Raw genomic sequence first — 16,844 nt, 5'->3', positions numbered from 1 at the left:
CATGCCGCGCAAGCGCAGTCTGGTGATAGCGATGGCCGCGGTGTGCGGACTGTTCGGATATTTGCCTGCGGCGCATGCTACGTGCGACCCGGCATTTGGCTCGTGGGTGTCGGTCATCTGCACGGGCTCCACCTCGACCCTAAATTCGAACTTCAGCAATATGGATGTAGAGGTGATGCCCGGCGCGACGGTCAACGCGGCACCGGGCGATGCAAGTGCCATCACGTTCACCGGCGACAACATACAATTCACCAACTACGGCAGGGTTGAGCCGTCGCCATATTTCAGCCCAGCCCTGATCTCGGCGGTCACCATCGGCAATGCCAACAGCAGCAGCGTCACGATCACGAATCAGGGAATTATCAATGGCACCGTGGGGCTGCCGATTTACTTCTTGCCTGATGTTAAAGGCGTAGCGCTGAATATCCAGAACGGCGCCGCTGGCAACACTATCGTCACCAATAGCGGGACGCTCAGTTTGACGCCCATGGCGGGGCTGCCTGTGACGGCAGCCGATGCGCCTGTCGTGGCGATATCGGGCGGCAGCAGGGTCAGCATGACGAACGCCGGCACCATCGTCGGCCGCGTGGCGTTCGAAGCATCGACGGGCGGCAACGAATTCACCAACGCAGGCCTGGTCATGGGCAGCGTGTCTCTGGGCGCCGGGCAGGGTCCGAACCGATTCACCGCGATTACAACTTCATCGGTGGAAAAAGGGCCAGGCACAGCTGCCGCCACTCAGGTTCTAAACTCGTCAATGGAGTTTGCGGCAATCGGCGTAGTCGATGGCGGCGCCGGCGGCAATAACACCCTGGCGCTGAAAAACGCCATCAGTGGCGGTTCCGGCGCAGGCGGCACGGGCATCATCTACGCCGACAGCTATGTCAACTTCCGTAACCTGATCGTTGAGAGCGGCACCTGGACGCTATCCGGCCCGGTCCTCAACGGCGCCACCACCACCGCGCTCAATGGCGGCGTACTGACTGTCAACGACGCTGCGGGCCTGGGCGCCGGCACGCTGACCGGCGACGGCGGCGCCTTGCAAGCCGGCGTGGCGAACCTGACCCTGAGCAATGCGGTGACGTTGGGCGCGGGTGGCCTGACGGTATCGGGCAACAACGCGATCATCCTTGATGGCGAGCTATCCGGTACGGGCGGCTTGACCAAGAACGGAACGAGCACCCTGGCGCTGGCGAACGACAACACTTACACAGGGAGCACCACCGTATCAGGCGGCACCCTGCAACTCGGAGCGGGCAGCACGACGGGCAGCCTGGGTACAGGCGCAGTCGTGAACAATGGCCGGATCACGCTGATCCGTTCCAACGACTTTACGCTCGCCAACGCCTTCAGCGGTACCGGCAACCTTGTTCAGAATGGGTCGGGAGTCGCGACACTGACGGGCGACAGCAGCGCCTTTACGGGATTGACCACTGTGTCCAGCGGCGGGCTGGCCGTTTCGAATAAGTTAGGCGGCGCCGTCACCGTGTCTAACGGCGCGACGCTGGCGGGCGCCGGCAGAATCAGTGGAAACGTTGGATTGTCGGGCGGCGTCTTGCAGGGTACGCAAGGCCAGACGTTGACGATCGGCGGCGACCTGAATTTGACGAACTCGCAGATCAACGTGGCATTGGGCGCCGCAGGGCCGTCTGCCGCGTTGTTCGATGTGGCCGGCGCGCTGACGTTGAGCAACTCCACGATCAACGTGACGGATATGGGCGGGCTCGGTACAGGTGTCTATCGCCTGTTCGATTACGGCGGAATGTTGACCTACTCCTCGATGAACCTCGGGTCGCTGCCCGCAGGGGTTGGCGCCGGCAGTCTGACGGTGCAATCGGCTACCCCCGGCCAAGTCAATCTCGTGTCTACCGTCGGCACCGTGTTCGACTACTGGGATGGCAACACCGCCGGCTCGCACACCAACGGAGCCGTCAACGGCGGTTCGGGCATCTGGAACGCCAGCAACAGCAACTGGACCCAGTCCGATGGCGCGTCGAACGGCGTATTTGCATCGCCTTCCTTTGCCACGTTCAAAGGCACGGCGGGCGTCGTAACCGTGGATGCCGGCGCAGGCGCGATCGGCGTCAAAGGCATCACGATCGGCACGGACGGCTACGTCATTGAAGGCGATTCCATCGCGCTGCAAGGCGGCAGCCAGACGACGATAGCGGTCGGCAACGGCACCGCGGCCAGCAGCGCCTTCATCGGCACCATCAACGCGTCGCTGACCGGCGCTAGCAAGCTCTTCAAGACCGACTACGGCACGCTGGTGCTGGGCGGCAACAACAGCTACTCCGGCGGCACGGACATTCAGTTCGGCACGCTATCGGTTTCGGCCGACAACAATCTGGGCGCGGCCAACACGGGCGTGGCCATGGTAGGCGGCTCGCTGGCCACCACCGCCAGCTTCAGCACCAACCGCAATATCGCGTTGACGCAAGACGGCGCCATCAACGTCGCGGGGGACACGCAACTGGGCCTGACCGGCACCGTATCGGGCACGGGCGCTCTCATCAAGCAGGGCGCAGGCACGCTGGAGCTGACCGGCGCCAACAGCTACGGCAGCACGCGTGTGCAAGCCGGCACGCTGATTGGCAACAGCGCATCCATCCGCGGCAATTTGCAGAACGCCGGCACGGTCATCTTTGATCAATCGTGGGATGACAGCGTGTCCGGCATGCTGCTGGGCTCCGGCGCCATCACCAAGCGCGGTGCGGGCATATTGACGTTGAATGGCCTGAACACGCTGAACTGGAACATCGAGCAAGGCACGCTGGTCAGCGATGTGACGCGATACACGGCCAACGCCACCATCGGCGCGGCCGGCACGCTGCGTTTCGACCAAGCCGCCGATGCCGACTACGCCGGCAAGATTTCCGGCAGCGGCACGTTCGAGAAGTCCGGCGCGGGCATGCTGAGCCTGAACGCGGACAGCAGCGCGTTCACCGGCACGACGAACGTCACGAGCGGCACGCTGATCGTGACCAACAAACTCGGCGGCGATGCGAATGTGACCAGCGGCCGCCTGCATGTGAACGGCACCTTGAGCGGCAACGCCGCCATTGGCAACAACGTCATCCTGTCTGGCGCCGGCACCATCGGCCAGAACGTCACGCTAACGGGCGGCATCCTGCAAGGCACGCAAGGCAAAACGTTGAAGATCGGCGGCAACCTGACGCTGGACAACGCCAGCCAGGTCAACGTGTCGCTGGGCCGCGCCCCCGCCAACGCGCTGTTCAATGTGGGCGGCGACCTGGCCTTGGCCGGCACGCTGAACATCACCGACCAGGGCGCATTCGGCGCGGGCGTCTACCGCCTGTTCGACTATGGCGGCGCACTGACCACCAACACGCTGGCCGTGGGCGCCGCGCCCACCGGCATCACCGCCAATGACCTGCGCATCCAGACCGCGGTCACCGGCCAGGTCAACCTGATGTCCACCGCGGGCGCCACGCTGAGCTTCTGGGACGGCAGCGACACCACGCGGCGCGATAACGGCGTCATCGATGGCGGCTCTGGCACGTGGCGCACGGACGGCCTGAACTGGACCAACGTAGACGGCACCCTCAACGGCCGCTTCCAGCCCAACCCGACTTTCGCCGTGTTCCAAGGCACGGCAGGCACGGTAACGGTGGACGCGTCAGCAGGCGGCGTCGGCGTGACGGGCATGCAGATTTCCACCAATGGCTATCGCATCGAAGGCAATCCGATTACGTTGGCGGGCGGCACGGAAACCATTGTGCGCGTGGGTTCGGGCAGCGTGTCCGGTGCGTCGATCACCGGCACCATTGCGTCCAAACTGACCGGTGCAAGCAAGCTGGTGAAGGCCGACTACGGCACGCTGGTGCTGGCGGGCAGCAATAACTACACGGGCGGCACCGAAGTTCGCTCGGGCACCTTGTCCGTGTCGTCCGACGACAATCTGGGCGCGGCCGCAGGCGGGTTGACGTTCAATGGCGGCGCGCTCGCCACCACGTCCAGCTTTGATTCCGCGCGCGCCGTCACGCTGACGCAAGCCGGCGCCATCACGGTGGCGGCAGGCACCACGCTGGGCTTGCAAGGCGTCATCGGCGGCACGGGCACGCTACAGAAGCTGGGCGCGGGCACCTTGACGCTGACTGGCGCCAACACTTACGGCAACACGCAAGTGCTGGCCGGCACGCTGGTGGGCGATGCGGCCTCCGTGCGAGGCGACCTGGCGAACGACGGCTCCGTTGTGTTCAAACAAGCCACCGACGCCAGCTACGCCGGCTATATCTCCGGCGCTGGCTCCATGGCCAAGCAAGGCGCGGGTGAATTGACGTTGACCGGCATCAGCGGGCAGGACTGGCGTATCGATGCGGGCACCCTCACGGCAAGCGCCGGGCGATACACCGGCAATACGATGATTGCCTCGGGCGCCACGTTGCGCTTCGATCAAACGGCGGGTTCCTCTTACGACAGCGTGCTGTCTGGCGCAGGCCAGCTCACCAAGACCGGCACGGGCGCGCTGATGCTGACGGCCGACAGCAGCGCCTTCACGGGCCGGACCGAGGTGCGGGCCGGCACGCTGATGATGTTGAACAAGCTGGGCGGCGATGCCTCGGTCACGGGCGGGCTGCTGTACTTGGATGGCGAGCTGGGCGGCAATGCGGCGATCAGCAATGGCGGCACGCTGTTCAACGGTGGCCGTATCGCGGGCAACGCCACCCTGGCAGGCGCCGTGCTGCTTGGCGAGCAAGGGTCCAAGCTTATCGTCGGCGGCGACTTGACGCTGGATAGCGCCAGCCAGATCAACGTGTTACTGGGCCGCGCGCCCACCCCGGCCTCGGCCTTGTTCGATGTCGGCGGCAACCTGACCTTGGCCGGCACGTTGAACGTGACTGATAACGGCGGCTTTGGCGCGGGCGTTTATCGGCTGTTCGACTACGGCGGCAACCTGGTGAACAACGGCCTGGCCTTGGGCGCCACGCCTGCCGGCGTCGCCGCCGGCGCGCTGACGCTGCAAACCGCGGTGCCGGGCCAGGTCAACCTGGCGTCAACGTCCGGCGCCACGCTGAGCTTCTGGGATGGCGGCAATACCGCCCGCCACGATAACGGCGTCATCGACGGCGGCTCAGGCACGTGGCGCGCCGATGGCCGCAACTGGGCCAACGTGGACGGCACGCTCAACGGCGTGTTCCAGCCCAACCCCACGTTCGCCATCTTCCAAGGCACGGCAGGCACGGTCAGCGTGGACAACTCGGCGGGCGCGATCGGCGTCACCGGCATGCAGATCGCCACTGCCGGCTACCGCATCCAGGGCGACGACATCGCGCTGCAAGGCGCGGGCGGCGAAAGCATCATCCGCGTGGGTGCGGGTTCCGCCGCGGACGCCGCCATGACCGGCACCATTGCCTCGCGGCTGACAGGCGCCAGCAAGCTGGCCAAGACCGACTTCGGCACGCTGGTGCTGACCGCAGACAACACCTACACCGGCGGCACGGATGTGCGCCAGGGCGGCTTGTCGGTGTCCAAGGACGCGAACCTGGGCGCAGCCGCAGGCGGCCTGACGCTAAGCGGCGGCGTGCTGGCCACGACGGCCAGCTTCGATACGAACCGCGCCGTCGCCATCACGCGAACAAGCGGCATCGATGTGGCGTCTGGCACAACGTTCGGCTTGGCTGGCGCCATCACCGGCAGCGGTGACGTCACCAAGACCGGCGCGGGCATGCTGACCGTGTCGGGCGACGGCAGCGCCTACACCGGCAACGCGCTGGTGCAATCGGGCGTGTTGAACCTGGCGTCCACCGGCAAACTGGGCGGCACGCTGACGCTGGCCAACGGCGCGCTGTTGCAGGGCGCGGGCCAAGTCGGCGCCACCACGCTGCAAAGCGGCGCGATCCTGGCGCCGGGCAACCTCAACGGCACGCTGAACGTTGCGGGCGACCTGACGTTCATGCCGGGTTCGGTTTACCAAGTGGCGGCTGACCCGGCTTCGTCCGCCAGCGCCCGTGTGGTGGTGAGCGGCGTGGCGAACCTTGCCGGTTCCGTCGTGCATGTCGGGCCGGAGGGCGGCTTTGAGAGCACGCGTCAGTACACGATCCTGACGGCGGGCGCCATCAACGGCCAGTTCAACACCGTGTCGTCCAACTACGCCTTCCTGGCCCCGGCGTTGCGCTACGGCGCGCAGGACGTCACGCTGCAACTCGGCCGCAAGCAGGTGCAAGGGGACCCGGCAACGCCGAACCGTCCGATCACGTTTGCGGACGCCGCACGCACCAGCAACCAGCGCGCCGTGGCCAACGCGCTGGACAGCCTGCCGTCGGGCAATGCGCTGCACGAGTACATCCTGACCTTGCCCGAAGGCGCACCCGCTGCCGCCTTCAACAGCCTGTCGGGCGAAGCGCACGCCAGCGTCGCCTCCAGCCTGATGGGTTCCATCAACGTCGTGCGCACGCTTCCGCTGTCGCACCTGCGCGCCAACCTGAATGCGGGCATGCGTCCCGGCGCACCGACGGCGCAAGCCGGCGGCACGCTGTCCGCCTCCGCCTTGCCCTCGTCGAACGCGCAGCCCGCCTGGGCCGAGCTCGTTGGCAACTGGCAAACGCAGAACGCCACCGACAACACCGCGCAAGTCCGCCAGCACACCGGCGGCGTCTTCGCCGGCGCCGACCATGCGGTGGGCAACGGCTGGCGCGTGGGCGGCGCGGTCGGCTACACCGACAGCAAGATCCGCGTTGACGACCTGGCCTCGAAAGCGGACGTGTCGGGTTACAGCGCGGCCATCTACGGCGGCAAATCGTTTGATGCGGGCGCGGGCAAGCTGAACCTGCTGGTCGGCACGTCCTACACCTGGCACGACGTCAGCACCGAGCGTTACGCGACCGTTGCCGGCGCATCGCAAAAGCTCACCGCCGACTACGGCGCCAGCACCACCCAGCTCTTCACCGAACTGGGCTATGCGATGCCGCTGTCTGACCGCGCCACGCTGGAACCCTTTGCGGGGGTCGCGTGGAGCGATCTGCGCAGCCGCAGCTTCCAGGAGACGGGCGGTTCGGCCGCCTTGACCGGCCAGAGCAGCAGCGACAAGCAAACCAGCAGCACGCTGGGTGTGCGCGCGCAAACGGACTTCACGCTGTCGGGCGCCGAAGGCCGACTGCGTGGCACGCTGGGCTGGCGCCACGCGTTTGGCGACGTGCTGCCGCAGTCCACCATGGCGTTTGATGGCGGCCAGGCGTTCACGGTGGCGGGCGCGCCCATCGCGCGCAACGCCGCGGTGGCCGAGCTGGGCGCGGAAGTGGCCGTGTCGCGCAACGCGTCGCTGGGCTTGAACTACAGCGGCCAGTACGGCGGCGGCAACCGCGAACACGCGGGGTCGTTGAACGTGCGCTGGCGGTATTAAGCGGCGCTGGCACGCAGGACCACAAAAGGGACGCCGGTGGCGTCCCTTTTTTTTGCATCCATGCTGGGCATCGCGTTACGGCATTCCCCTAGCGGGTTACGGCATTCCCCGCGCGGGTCCTTCCCCTAGCGTTTTGCCGCCTGCAACACCTCGATAAAGGCGCGGTTGAACGCCGGGATGTCGTCGGGCTTGCGGCTGGAGACCAACGCGCCATCCACCACCACTTCCTGATCCACCCATTCGGCGCCGGCATTTTTCAGGTCGTCCTGCAAGGACGGCCAGCTGGTCATCTTGCGGCCGCGGACGACGCCTGACGAGATCAGCAGCCATGCGCCGTGGCAGATCACCGCCACGGGCTTGCCCGCGTCGAACATCGCGCGCACGAACTCCTGCGCCTTGGGGTGCATGCGGATTTCATCGGCGTTGACCACGCCGCCGGGCAGCAGCAGCGCATCGAACACCTCGGGTTCGGTGGCCGCCTGCAAAAACGTCAGGTCAACCGGAAAGCGGTCGCCCGGTTTGTCGTGATGCATGCCCAGAATGGGATCGGTGCGGGCCGACACCAGCACGGTGCGCGCGCCTTCGGCCTGAAGGCTGTGGCGCGGCCCGGTCAATTCGACTTGTTCAAACCCGTCGACGGCCAGCATTGCTACGTTGAGATCATCGAGTGTCGCCATGGTAGTTCCCTGTGTTGGTTGAGTCCTTTGCGCAAGGTGTTCAGCAATCGCCATGCCACGGCCGGCCCAACGCGGCAGGCTCAGGCACGCCGCTTGCTGTAGCCGCTTGCCGTAATCGCTTGCTGTAGCGGCTTGCTGTAGCGGCTTGCTGTGCTAACTGGCCCCATTCCCTCCAACCCACTGTGGTATTGCTCAACCGCCGAGACTGCCATGAACTCGCCCGAACCTCTCCTGACGTCGACTCCGGTCGGCAACATCATCACTGTCCCCCTGGCGCCGCAATTTAGAACGGTTGCCTCCGCCCCCACGCCGAAAGCGGCCAATGACAGCGTGCTGACGGATATTCGCGTCGGCGCGGTGCTGCCGCCGATCAGAGTCCCGGCGATGCCCATCGCCCTGCATCAGAAAGCCCCCCGCCCGCTGCGGGTGCCGCCCGCCATCGCGCTGGCGGCGGCTTTCTGGATGCTGGGCAGCGCCATATTGTTGACGCTTGCCCTGGCTTACCGATTGGTAGCCTGACGGCGCTGACGGGGCGGCGTCAGGTGGGAGCCGCCCCCTTTTCCGCCGCGCCGGCAACGCGAATCCGGTTATCCACGTCCTGCACGCCCACGCACGCATCCGCGCAGTCTTCGATGCGATGCTTGGTGCGGCGGTCGCGCACGGTGCCTTCCAGCGTGACGCAGCCATCGGCCACGGCCACCGACACATCGCTGACATCCAGGCCGCTGTGCGCCAGGTGTTCGCAGACGTTTTCGCGCACGCGTTCGTCGGTGCGCGTATAGCCTTTGGGGTCGGTGCGCCGGGAGCCTCGGTCGCGCCATGCGGTCGGCCCGCGGTTGTAGCCGCCGCGCTCGGCGGTCTCAAAAGAGGCCTCGGGCTCATCCGCCCACTGCGGGCGGTCGCCGTAGTAACCGCCTTCGTCGTCGCCGTAAGAAGTGGGGCCGCTATAGGCCGGCTGGCGCGATCCGTATACCTGTTCCCGCTGGTAAGACGGGTCTTGACCGCTGAAGCCGCCATAGCTGCTTTGGCCGGGGTCGGCGCTGCGGCTGCGTACACGGTCACGCGTTTCCCGCGTACCGGGCGCGCGGCTCGTGCCTTCGCCTTGGTAGCCGTATGACGGGGCCGGGTCGCGCCAGGGTTCCTGGTTGCCGGCGTGTTGCTGCCTGCGCGCGTCCCAGGCGGGGTCTCGCGGCGCGTCGCCACTGTGGCGACCCCGTTGCTGCGCCTGGCGGTACGGGTCGCGGGCGAGCGGGACGCCTGCGTCGTGGCCGACGTTGCGGTTGCGATCATCGTCGTCACGCCATGGATATCGTTGGTCTCGGTTCATATTCAGCCTCCTTGAAGGGGTGTGCAGCCGCGCCTGCGCAGAGGTGCCGCGCGGGCGAACTCAGCCATTCGCGCAGCAAGTGGTGTGCCGGATGGCCGGCGCCGACCACGCCCGAACCCGCCCCTTCGGCGCTCCGATGTTCATGGCGGTAGTGCGCCCGGCAGTTCTTACAAGCGGGGTAAGAAGTACCGCGGAAGTACCGCAAAATTACCGCCGAAATACCGCGAAACTATCGCGGAAATACCGCCGAAATATCGCGGAGGTATCGCGGAAGCACCGCGATAGGCTGCGGCTTCAGCCGGTTTGCCCGGGCTGATTCCACCCTTCCCGCAGCGCGCTGGCGAAGCCGCCTTCAACGCGCGAATAGGGACGTGCGCTGGTCGTAACGCGCGGCAGGCTCGTCCATGCGATGCGCGCGCCGCCTTCTTCCAGCTTGTCGACCAGCGCCTGGTCTTCGCTGCACGACAGCGCGGCGAAGCCGCCGATGCGGCGATACGCGTTCGCTTCAATGCCCAGGTTCGCGCCGTGCACGTGGCGGTGGCCGTCGCGGTCCTGGTAGTGCTGCGCAAACCGATTTCGCGCGGATGCCGCGTGCACACCATGCGCGGCCCAGCCCGACACGGCCACCGTGCCGCATACGACTTCCGCCTGCAACGAAAGCTGGTCCACCAGCCAGCCGGCGGACACGCGGGTGTCGGCGTCGGTAAAGGCCAGCCAGCGCGCGCCCGCATCCAGCAGATGCTGCGCGCCCATTGCGCGCGCCACGCCCACGTTGCGGGCTTGGATGCTCAGGCAATGCACGGGCCACGCGGCCGACACCGTGGCGGTGCGGTCGCAGCAGTGGTCCAGCACCACCACAATATTCACCGGCTCCGCGCGCAGGCCGGGATGCCGCGCCGCCCGGGTGACGGCGCGCAAACAGGTGGCGATGGCCTTCTCTTCGTTGTGCGCGGGGATGCAGATTCCGATCATGGTTCGCTCCCTAGGATTGCCTGCGCCAAAGATCCAGGCGGAATGCGTCTTCGCGATGCTGCGCTTGCGCGGCGAGTCCGGGCAGCGCCGCCATCGTGTCATGCACGACGTCGGTGGATTGCACGCGGTCATTGAAGTCCGGGCGCCAGTGGCAGGCGATCAGCTCGCCGCCGCTGGCCAGCGACGCATCCACCGCATGCAGGAATTGCGTTAGCGCCGCATCATCCAGGTAGTACGCCACCTCAGACACCACGATCAGGTCGAAGCCGCCCGGCGGTATCGGCGGCCATTCCCAGGGCAGGTCCAAGGCCATGACGTCGACATGGCGGATGCCGTCGGCGGCCAGGCGCGCCCGGCAACGGCCGATGGCCGCGCTGGCGACATCCACCGCGCACAGCCGTGTACAGCGTGCCGCCAGACGGCGCGTCATCTCGCCGTTGCCGCAGCCCGGCTCAAACGCATGCAGATAGTTTTCCCGGCCCAGCGTGGCCAGCAACAGTTCGCGCTTGCGGCGTTCATACCAGGCGCTGGCCACATGCCAGGGGTCGGCATGCGCGCGGTACAGATGTTCGAAATGATGCGTGTCTATAGCGCCCATGGGGTCTCCTGCTTGAGGATTGCAGCGCCATGCGCCGCCTGATCACGTTCGGCATGACTTTGCCGGATGAATACCGGCAGGTCGGCCATCACCTGCGCGAAGGCGGCGTTGCGGCAGAGCGGCCCCGCGCCAAGCGCCCGGCCCGCGCGTTCCAGCACCTGCGCCGCAGCCGACTCCACGGCCAGACGAGCCCGGGCGCACGACAGCGCGCACGCGTCGCGAGGATGCGCGTCGATATCGGCGGCGGCCTCACGCAGCACCGCGCGCGCCTGCACCATGGCGACGTCGATTGCGCCCAGATGCGCCAGCCGATGCGTATCCGCAGAACCGCCGGGTAGTGCGGCAAGCAGGGTATCTGCCACCCGGGTCATTCCGCCGTACCAGCACGCCGCCACGCCCGCGCCGCCATGCAAAAAGCCCGGCCGGTGCACATAGGCGCCGGGCGGGCCCACCCATATGGCCGACGCGTCGTCGAACACCACATCGACGCTGCCTGACGCCCGCATGCCCACGGCGTGCCAGCCTTGCTCCGTGATGGTGACGCCCGGCTGGTCCAGCGCCACCGCCGCCAAGCAAGGCTCGCCCGCGGGGTTCCAGCCGCTGACCAGCGCATGCGTCAACACGCCCGCACCGGAGCACCACGCCTTGGCGCCGCGCAGCATCGCGGAACCGGCCGGCCCTGGCACGATGGCCAGCCGATGGCTAGGCGGTTCCGCGCACCACACGCCCCACAGCCGAGCGCGGGGCTCGCCCGCAGGCGCTGCCAGTTCGGCCAGAATGGCGAGCGCGTCGGTATGTCCTTCAAAGAGCTTGGCCAGGCTGAGATCCGCCGCCGCCACGCGCGCCAGCACCTGCCAGCGGCCCAGCGTGTCGCCCCCGCCCGGCAGCGGCAGTTGGTCGTAGCCGTGGTCCACCAACGCACGCAACCAAGCGCCGGGGTCGACCGGCGCGTGCGCATCGGCCAATAGTTGGCGGATGGAATGCAGCGGGGTTTCCAACAAGGAGACGAAGCCGGGGCGGTCAGTCATGGCGGGCGGGTGGCGGGCTGGTGGGAGTGATGGGGGGTGATGAGGCGATAGGTGCACCCAATACAGCAAGCCTCGTGCCTGAAGCGGAACCCCTGCCGCACGCGCAATGGATCAGGCCTAGCCGGGCGGATCGGGCGGGACGCGTCCCAACGGCACCGCCGCGCCCTCCACGCACGCCACCAGCCCCGCGCCTGGTTCCCAGCCCACCGCATGCCCGCCCGTGAAATCGGAAAACGCCGGCAGCACCGTCATGCCCGGCCGCATCCAAAACGCTGGCCAACTGCGCGGCACCCCCGGAATGCGGGTCTTGGGATGCACGTGGCCCGCAATCACATGGCGGCCTAGCGCATCAGGCTGCGGCAGATGGCGAAACAGGAACGGGCCATCGGCTTGCGCCTCGCCCAATTCGCGCATGCCCAACGCCGCGCCATCCAAGGCGCGGTCGTGATTGCCCGCCAGCACCGCCACGTCCAGCGCCGCGTGCGCCTGCCGCCACTGCAACCACACGTCGCGCCAGGCGGCTTGCGACGCCGGGCCATGCAGCACGTCACCCACCACCCACAATTCGCGCGCCGCCGTCGCCAAGACCAACGCCGCCACACGCTGCAAGTCTTCCTGCGTCGCCCCGCGCGGCACGGCGATGCCCGCGCGGCGGAACACATGGCTTTTCCCCAGGTGCAAGTCTGCGATGACCAAGCGCGCGCGCGCGGGCCAGAACAGGGCGCGTTCGCCCAGCAACACAACGGCCTCACCCGCCAGCACGATGTTCAACGCAGCGTCACGCGAGTCGGGCATAGCGCTTTTCCAGTTGTTCGGCGGCGCGTCGCACGCGGGCTTGCCACGTCTCGGTGCTGAGCTGGCCGCGCAAGCTTTCCGTCCATAGCGGAAACGACAATGGCGTCAACGCGCGCGGTTCCGTCAGCGCCAGCGTGCGCGTTTGGCAATCGCGCAGCGCCGCCATCAGCCGCGGCGCTTCCAGCTGCAATTCAAAGACCTCGCGCTCGGCCTGCGCCAACAACAAGTGGTCAGGATCGTAGCGGCGCAGCACGTCATAGAGCAGACCACTTGACGCTTGCACCTGACGCAATGAACGCGCGGCGCGGCCCGGCAAAGACGGCGTCAACAAGCCGGCGACCCGCGCAATTTCGCGGAACTGGCGGCGCGCCAGCTCACCCAGGTTGACGCCATCGCGCAAGTCATCCGCCATGCCATCCGGGCTGAGCAATTGCCGCAACAAGGCGTCATCCAGCGCAGCGGGTTCGGCCAGCGTCAGCATCAGGCCGTAATCATTGACGGTGTAGGAAAACGTGTTCGCCTGCTGCCTGCCCCAGCGCAACGCCATCATGGCCGCCATGCCTTCGTGCACCGCCCTGCCCGCAAACGGAAACAAAAACAGATGCATGCCGCGCCGCGTGCCGATGCGTTCGGCCACCAGACGCCCGGGTTGCGGCAACGCGCTGGCCTGCTCCTGAATGCGCAAGAGCGGCTCGACTGCGCGCATCTCAGGGTGCGTGCCGGGCTCGGCGTACAGGCTTTGCACTTCGCGCGCCAATTGCGTGGACAAGGGCATGCGCCCGCCCTGCCACGTGGCCACCGGCCCATCGCCGCCCTTGGCGCGCCGAACGTAAGCGGTCATGCCTTCCAGCCTGACAAGCTCCAGCGTGCGGCCCGCGAATTGAAAGCGGTCACCCGGACGCAGCCGCGCCAGAAACCCCTCTTCCACCGACCCCAGGCCGCCGCCGCGCAAATACTTCACCGACACCGCACCATCGGCGGTGATGGTGCCGATGGACAAGCGATGGCGCAGCGCGATGCGGCGGTCATGCACGCGATAGCAGCCGTCGTCATCCCGCACCACCCGATGAAAGTCCGGGTACTTGGCCAGCGCGCGGCCGCCTTGCACGATGAAGTCCAGCACCGCTTGCCACGTGGCCGCGTCCAGCCCCGCGTACGCGTGTGTGCCGCGCACTTCCTGGTAGAGCTCGTCCCGATCGAATCCCCCGCCCAGCGCCAGCGTCACCGCATGCTGGGCCAGCACGTCCAGGCTGCCTCGCGGCGGCGTGCGCGATTCGATTTCGCCACGCGCGATGGCCTGGCGTGCGGCGGCATATTCAATCAGTTCCAGCGCCTGCGCCGGCACGCAAATCACGTGGCCCGATTCGCCCGGCCGATGTTTGGCGCGGCCGGCGCGTTGCAGCAGGCGGGCGACGCCTTTGGGGCTGCCAATCTGCAACACCTGATCCACGGCGGGAAAGTCCACGCCCAGGTCCAGGCTGGACGTCGCCACCACGCAGCGGATGGCGCCATCGCGCAAGCCCTGCTCGGCTGCGGCGCGCAGCCGGGGGTCCAGCGACCCGTGGTGCAGCGCCAGCGTGGACAGGTCTTCCGGCCAGATGGATTCCAACGCCCGGTGCCACAGCTCTGCCTGCGCGCGCGTGTTCGTGAACAGCAACGACGCACGCACATCGAACAGGCGCTTGAACACGCGCGGCAATTGCGACAAGCCCAGATGCCCGGCCCACGGCAGGCGGGCGTTGCGTTCGGGCAGCAAGGTCGTGACGCTCATCTTGCGGGGCCGCGCGCCCGCCACCAACGGGCTGTCTGGCGCGCGGGGCAGCAGCACCGCGCGCGCCTCTTCCAGGTTGCCCAAGGTGGCCGACAAGCCCCACGTGCGCGCAGCCGGCGATAAGCGCGCCAGCCGCGCCAGACACAGCTGCAACAACACGCCGCGCTTGTTGCCCAGCAGTTCGTGCCATTCATCGACCACGATGCAACGCAACGCCCGAAAGCGGCTGGACGCATCCGCGTACGACAGCAGCAGCGCCAGCGATTCAGGCGTGATCACCAGCACCTGCGCCTTGCCCTGACGCGCCAGCCGTTTGTCGCGCGCGCTGGCGTCGCCGGTGCGCATGGCGACGGTCCAGTCCAGTCCCAATTCCGCCGAGGTTTGCGCCAAAGCGCGCGTCGTATCGGTGGCCAGCGCGCGCAACGGGGTTATCCACAGCACCTGCGGCCCGCTGCCCGCCGCGGGGCGAGCGTCGCCTTGATCCGCCAAGGGCTGTTGCAACGCTTCCAGCAAGGGTCCGCCAAACGCGGCAAGCGTTTTGCCACTGCCGGTGGGCGTGTGCAGCAGGCCCGATTCGCCGGCCAGATAGCGCCGCCAGGTTTCACGCTGAAACGCCGCAGGCTTCCAGCCGCGCGCCGCAAACCAGGCGAGCAGCGGCGCATCGCGGCCCCGTGGCCCGGCGCTCATCGCGCCAACGCCTTCAGCGTGTCCAGCTGGTCTGCCTGATCGGCCGGCTTGTCATGGCGCCAACGCAGAATGCGCGGAAAGCGCACGGCCACGCCGGACTTGTGGCGCTTGGACAGGTTGACGCCTTCAAAGCCCAGCTCAAAGACCTGCACGGGTTCCACCGACCGCACCGGGCCAAAGCGCTCGCGCGTGTGCGCACGCAGCCAGCGGTCCAGCTCCAGAATTTCCTTGTCGTCCAAACCGGAGTACGCCTTGGCGATGGGCACCAGCGCATCGCCCTGCCACAGCCCAAACGTGTAATCGGTGTAGAGCGTGCTGCGCCGGCCATGGCCCGACTGCGCATACAGCAGCACGGCGTCGATGGTGAGGGGGTCGATCTTCCATTTCCACCAGTCTCCGCGCCGCCGGCCGCTTTGATACGGGGCGTTGCGGCGTTTCAGCATGAAGCCTTCCACACCGCGCTCGCGGGATTCATCGCGCAACGCCCGGGCCTCGTCCCAGTCCGCCAGGCTCACCAAAGGCGACAGGCGCAGGCGCGGGTCTGGATGCCTCAGCAACAGGGCTTCCAGTTGGCGGCGCCGTTCTGCCTGCGGCAGGTCGCGCAGATCGGCGCCGTTCAATTCCAGCAGGTCATACGCCAGCAGGCGCACCGGCGCGTCGGCCAACCATTTGGGTCCGGGCTTCAAGCGTTGAATGCGGGTCTGCAAGGCCGAGAACGGCATGGGTGCGGCGGTGTCGTCTTGCCACGCCAGCAGTTCGCCATCCAGCACGCAGTCCACATCCAACGCGGCGGCGGCGGCCTCCACTTCGGGAAAGCGGCCATCCAGCCGTTCCTCGCCCCGCGACCACAACGCCACTTCGCCATGCCGCCGGATCAACTGCGCGCGGATGCCGTCCCACTTCCATTCCACCAGCCAGTCGCCGATGGCCCCCAGCGCGTCGGGTTCGCCTTCCAGCGGCGAGGCCAGAAAGAAGGGATAGGGCTGCTGACGGTCGCCCGGCAATTCCTCGGCGCTAAGCAGATCGCGCAGGAACGCAGGGCTGGGCGACCAGGCGCCCAACATCCGCTGCGCGATGCGCGCAATGGGCACGCCCGACATTTCCGCCAGCGCCTGTTGCACCATGCGTTGCGACACGCCCACGCGCAGCGCACCGGTCAAGAGCTTGTTGAACACCAGACGTTCGTCAAAGGGCAAGCCCAGCCAGGCATTGACGATGACATCGCGGCGCTCGGCCTCGTCGCGGTTGGCGATGGGCACCAGCACCTCTTCAATCCAGTCGGCCAGCCCGCGCTCCGGCGCGGCGTGTGCGGGATCGGGAATCAGCAACGCAAGCGTTTCCGCCAGATCGCCCACTTGGTCGTAGCTGGCGTCGACCAGCCACGGCGCGGTGTTCGACGCCGTGGCGGCCCATGCGCGCATTTCACCCACTGCCGCAATCTTGCGGCGCGCGCTGGTGACCTTACCGCCCGCCAGCAGATACAGCGCCCATACCGCGTCGCGCGGCGGCGCATCGCGGAAGTACGCCACCAGCGCCGCCCGCTTATCCAGGGTGGCGGTACTGCGGTCCAGTTCCTGATACAACGCCGCGAATCGCTTCATGCTGGGGTCCGTCTCCCGGGGTGAT

At 67.3% G+C, this 16,844-nt stretch carries 10 protein-coding genes; 2 read left to right on the top strand and 8 right to left on the bottom strand.

Annotation, left to right across the window (positions count from 1 at the left end; translation table 11 throughout):
- Window position 1: 1 nt before the first annotated feature.
- On the top strand, window positions 2-7,363 hold the full coding sequence (locus ACFZAI_RS04485; RefSeq protein WP_391566266.1) for an autotransporter domain-containing protein: 7,362 nt from the start codon (window positions 2-4) through the stop codon (window positions 7,361-7,363).
- Window positions 7,364-7,488: 125 nt separating this feature from the next.
- On the opposite strand, the gene ACFZAI_RS04480 is transcribed toward ACFZAI_RS04485, so the two are convergent.
- A complete protein-coding gene (locus ACFZAI_RS04480; RefSeq protein WP_391565775.1) occupies window positions 7,489-8,040 on the bottom strand; it encodes a type 1 glutamine amidotransferase domain-containing protein in 552 nt (183 codons plus the stop codon).
- A gap of 210 nt (window positions 8,041-8,250) precedes the next feature.
- On the opposite strand from ACFZAI_RS04480, the gene ACFZAI_RS04475 reads away from it, so the two are divergent.
- On the top strand, window positions 8,251-8,559 hold the full coding sequence (locus ACFZAI_RS04475) for a hypothetical protein (protein ID WP_391565774.1): 309 nt from the start codon (window positions 8,251-8,253) through the stop codon (window positions 8,557-8,559).
- 19 nt (window positions 8,560-8,578) lie between these two features.
- Here ACFZAI_RS04475 and ACFZAI_RS04470 read toward each other — a convergent pair whose 3' ends face one another.
- The 7 genes from ACFZAI_RS04470 to ACFZAI_RS04440 all read right to left on the bottom strand — a co-directional run bounded on the left by ACFZAI_RS04470 (window position 8,579) and on the right by ACFZAI_RS04440 (window position 16,819).
- Window positions 8,579-9,367: a BON domain-containing protein gene (locus tag ACFZAI_RS04470; RefSeq protein ID WP_391565773.1), complete on the bottom strand. Its 789-nt coding sequence runs from the start codon at window positions 9,365-9,367 to the stop codon at window positions 8,579-8,581.
- 294 nt (window positions 9,368-9,661) lie between these two features.
- Entirely contained in the window at window positions 9,662-10,339 is a 678-nt protein-coding gene (locus tag ACFZAI_RS04465; protein ID WP_391565772.1) for a glycosyltransferase, read from the bottom strand.
- Window positions 10,340-10,349: 10 nt separating this feature from the next.
- Window positions 10,350-10,937: a class I SAM-dependent DNA methyltransferase gene (locus tag ACFZAI_RS04460; RefSeq protein ID WP_391565771.1), complete on the bottom strand. Its 588-nt coding sequence runs from the start codon at window positions 10,935-10,937 to the stop codon at window positions 10,350-10,352.
- The gene (locus tag ACFZAI_RS04455; RefSeq protein ID WP_391565770.1) at window positions 10,925-11,965 is read right to left on the bottom strand and encodes an acyl-CoA dehydrogenase; all 1,041 of its coding nucleotides are present in this window, start codon (window positions 11,963-11,965) and stop codon (window positions 10,925-10,927) included. Before ACFZAI_RS04455 ends, ACFZAI_RS04460 begins: the two co-directional genes overlap by 13 nt.
- A gap of 117 nt (window positions 11,966-12,082) precedes the next feature.
- Window positions 12,083-12,760, bottom strand: coding sequence for a ligase-associated DNA damage response endonuclease PdeM (pdeM, locus tag ACFZAI_RS04450; RefSeq protein WP_391565769.1), 678 nt, complete (start codon window positions 12,758-12,760; stop codon window positions 12,083-12,085).
- The gene (locus ACFZAI_RS04445) at window positions 12,744-15,218 is read right to left on the bottom strand and encodes a ligase-associated DNA damage response DEXH box helicase (protein WP_391565768.1); all 2,475 of its coding nucleotides are present in this window, start codon (window positions 15,216-15,218) and stop codon (window positions 12,744-12,746) included. Before ACFZAI_RS04445 ends, pdeM begins: the two co-directional genes overlap by 17 nt.
- Window positions 15,215-16,819: an ATP-dependent DNA ligase gene (locus ACFZAI_RS04440; protein WP_391565767.1), complete on the bottom strand. Its 1,605-nt coding sequence runs from the start codon at window positions 16,817-16,819 to the stop codon at window positions 15,215-15,217. Before ACFZAI_RS04440 ends, ACFZAI_RS04445 begins: the two co-directional genes overlap by 4 nt.
- Window positions 16,820-16,844: the final 25 nt, after the last annotated feature.

It is taken from the genome of Achromobacter sp. NPDC008082, assembly GCF_042957345.1.
GTDB lineage: Bacteria > Pseudomonadota > Gammaproteobacteria > Burkholderiales > Burkholderiaceae_B > Achromobacter > Achromobacter kerstersii_A.
Note: the sequence above shows the minus strand (reverse complement) of the source record. Positions and strands in the feature narration are given on the sequence as shown.

Excerpts from the sequence above, each read along its gene's own strand:
- ACFZAI_RS04440 (WP_391565767.1), bottom strand. The coding sequence starts at position 16,819 with ATGAAGCGATTCGCGGCGTTGTATCAGGAACTGGACCGCAGTACCGCC.
- pdeM (WP_391565769.1), bottom strand. The coding sequence starts at position 12,760 with ATGCCCGACTCGCGTGACGCTGCGTTGAACATCGTGCTGGCGGGTGAG.
- ACFZAI_RS04480 (WP_391565775.1), bottom strand. The coding sequence starts at position 8,040 with ATGGCGACACTCGATGATCTCAACGTAGCAATGCTGGCCGTCGACGGG.
- ACFZAI_RS04445 (WP_391565768.1), bottom strand. The coding sequence starts at position 15,218 with ATGAGCGCCGGGCCACGGGGCCGCGATGCGCCGCTGCTCGCCTGGTTT.
- ACFZAI_RS04455 (WP_391565770.1), bottom strand. The coding sequence starts at position 11,965 with ATGACTGACCGCCCCGGCTTCGTCTCCTTGTTGGAAACCCCGCTGCAT.
- ACFZAI_RS04460 (WP_391565771.1), bottom strand. The coding sequence starts at position 10,937 with ATGGGCGCTATAGACACGCATCATTTCGAACATCTGTACCGCGCGCAT.
- ACFZAI_RS04470 (WP_391565773.1), bottom strand. The coding sequence starts at position 9,367 with ATGAACCGAGACCAACGATATCCATGGCGTGACGACGATGATCGCAAC.
- ACFZAI_RS04475 (WP_391565774.1), top strand. The coding sequence starts at position 8,251 with ATGAACTCGCCCGAACCTCTCCTGACGTCGACTCCGGTCGGCAACATC.
- ACFZAI_RS04465 (WP_391565772.1), bottom strand. The coding sequence starts at position 10,339 with ATGATCGGAATCTGCATCCCCGCGCACAACGAAGAGAAGGCCATCGCC.
- ACFZAI_RS04485 (WP_391566266.1), top strand. The coding sequence starts at position 2 with ATGCCGCGCAAGCGCAGTCTGGTGATAGCGATGGCCGCGGTGTGCGGA.